The organism is Psittacicella gerlachiana (genome assembly GCF_003585965.1).
Taxonomy (GTDB): Bacteria; Pseudomonadota; Gammaproteobacteria; order Enterobacterales; family Psittacicellaceae; genus Psittacicella; species Psittacicella gerlachiana.
Map to the genome: position 1 here is coordinate 1 of NZ_NRJF01000142.1, position 2474 is coordinate 2474.

The window sequence follows — 2474 nt, forward strand, 5'->3', positions numbered from 1 at the left end:
AGATACTACTTTGTACAATATTGTACCAATAAAATTTTAGCATCTTTAAAAGTGTTTAAAAATGCTTTATTTAATGTTTGGTTGTACTTTTAGACGAAGATTAATTCGTATATTTTTTCTACATTAAAAAGGGTTACAGTCCAACCGAACATCTATTGGGAATCAATTTTAATAATTGGTAAAACATGACAGATAATAAAATCTCTAGTAATAATATTGAAGTAAGTTTCGAAGAACTAGGATTACCTCCTGCAATTGTAAATGCAGTACATGATTTAGGTTTTAATAAAGCTACACAAATTCAAGCTCAGGCAATTCCTTATCTTTTAGAAGGTCGCGATATCCTAGGACTAGCACAAACTGGTTCTGGAAAAACGGCTTCTTTTATGCTACCTCTATTAGCAAATCTAGATACCTCACTAAAAGCTGCACAAATTTTAGTTTTAACTCCAACTCGTGAATTAGCAAATCAAGTAACTAGTGCTACCAATGATTTTGCGAAATATTTACCTAAAGTAAATCCACTAGCTATCTATGGTGGGCAATCTTATGGGTTACAAATCAAAGCATTAAAAAATGGTGCGCAAGTAATTATTGCAACTCCAGGACGTCTTGTTGATCATATCACTCGTGGAACTATAGATTTATCACAAATTAAAGCTGTAGTTTTAGATGAAGCAGATGAAATGTTAAGCATGGGTTTTGCGGATGCTTTAGAAACTATTTTATCTAATATCCCTGAAACCGCACAAACGGCTCTTTTTAGTGCAACTATGCCAAAAACCATAGAATCTCTTACGAAAAAACACTTAAAAGATCCTGCTGAAGTTAAAATTAATAAAATTAAAGGTAATGAGCCTAAAATTGATCAGTACTATTGGTTACAATATCAATATTCTAGAGATCAAGCTCTAATTAGATTCTTGGAAGTAGAAGAGTACGATGCAGCAATTATTTTCGTAAAAACTAAACAAGGATGTAATGAAGTTTGTGAGTTTTTACTTAAAAATAATGTAGCTGCAGCTTGCTTACATGGTGATATGAGCCAAGAAGTACGTGAATCAACTTTAAATGGTCTACGTAATGAAAGTATTAATGTACTGGTAGCAACAGATGTAGCCGCTCGTGGTCTTGATATTGATCGTATTGATCTTGTGATCAACTACGAATTACCTAATGAAAAAGAAAACTATGTCCACCGTGTAGGTCGTACCGGTCGTGCTGGTCGTGAAGGACGCTCTATTTCATTTATTGGTGAAAGAGAAAGAGCTAACCTTTATGCAATTGAAAAAGCTTGCAATAAAGAGTTACGCGAAATTAAAGCTCCAAACAACACTGAGTTAGAAATCTTTAGACGTGCTAAATTTAAAAAAGAATTAGAATCTAAATTAAATGAAGCTAACTTAGATAGCTATACTCAATTAATTGATGAGCTTATTCCTACTGATTATGAACCTAATCAAGTTCTGGCAGCTTTATTAAATTTAGCTACTTTAGATCGTCGTCTTGTTTTACCAAAAGAAAAAGCACCTAGACATAAATTTACTTATGATCGTAGTTATTATGCTCGTGCAAAAACCTATGTAAGAAATGGTCGTTATGAAAGTAATGAACGTAGAAACTACGATAATGGATTAGATCTTTATGTTATTAATTTAGGACGTAATGATGACTTATTAGTACAAGACATAATTCGCTTAATCAATAAGCATAGCTCTCGTATTAATATTGGTAATATCAGAATCAACAAAGACAATACTATTGTTGAATTACCAAGAGCTTTTGATTTTAAAGCTATGTCTGCAATTAATAACGAAAAACTATGCAATAAGCAAGTTCAAATGCGCCGTTTAGAAAACAGAAATTACTCAAGAGGTAATCGTTTTAGAAATGGTGAAAGCCGTAATAGTTATGGTGATCGTCCAAACTATAAGCAAAATAATAATTTCAATCGTAACAACCGTTTCGAAAGAAATAATAAAAATGGTCGCTTTACACAACGTAACAATGACTAGTTTAAGACCATGAACTTGTTAATATGGGAGCTATCTATATAGCTCCCATATTTATTTTCTTCTATTTTATAAAATTTTTATAGAATTTACGTCTAAACACTTGACGATAAATAATTTTATTGGTATAATATACGCAAGAAAAAAAATTAAAAACCCATTTCCCTTATAACATTAGATTTTTAAAAAAGTCTTGTTAAGGGTTTATAAAACCCTTAATAAGGTATAAGAATTTATACTTTAAATACGTAAATTTGTAAAAAATCTCTTAAAAACTGTATTTTTTTACTTGAAAAATTATTAGTTAGCGTTATAATTGAAATGTAAAAAAAATTAAAATAAAAGAGGAAAAAATAATGTCAAAAATTATTGGTATTGACTTAGGTACAACTAACTCATGTGTTGCTATCATGGATGGTGATAACTTAAAAGTTATTGAAAACACAGAAGGTCATCGTACAA

2 protein-coding genes are annotated in these 2474 nt (G+C 30.6%); both read left to right on the forward strand.

The window, feature by feature from the left end; genetic code table 11:
- The first annotated feature begins 185 nt into the window (after positions 1 to 185).
- Complete coding sequence (locus CKF59_RS05165; protein ID WP_119534899.1) at positions 186 to 2015, forward strand: DEAD/DEAH box helicase; 1830 nt, start codon at positions 186 to 188, stop codon at positions 2013 to 2015.
- 353 nt (positions 2016 to 2368) lie between these two features.
- On the forward strand, positions 2369 to 2474 hold a 106-nt coding region (locus CKF59_RS05170), incomplete at its 3' end, for an Hsp70 family protein (RefSeq protein ID WP_147397127.1).

Excerpts from the sequence above, each read along its gene's own strand:
- CKF59_RS05165 (WP_119534899.1), top strand. The coding sequence starts at position 186 with ATGACAGATAATAAAATCTCTAGTAATAATATTGAAGTAAGTTTCGAA.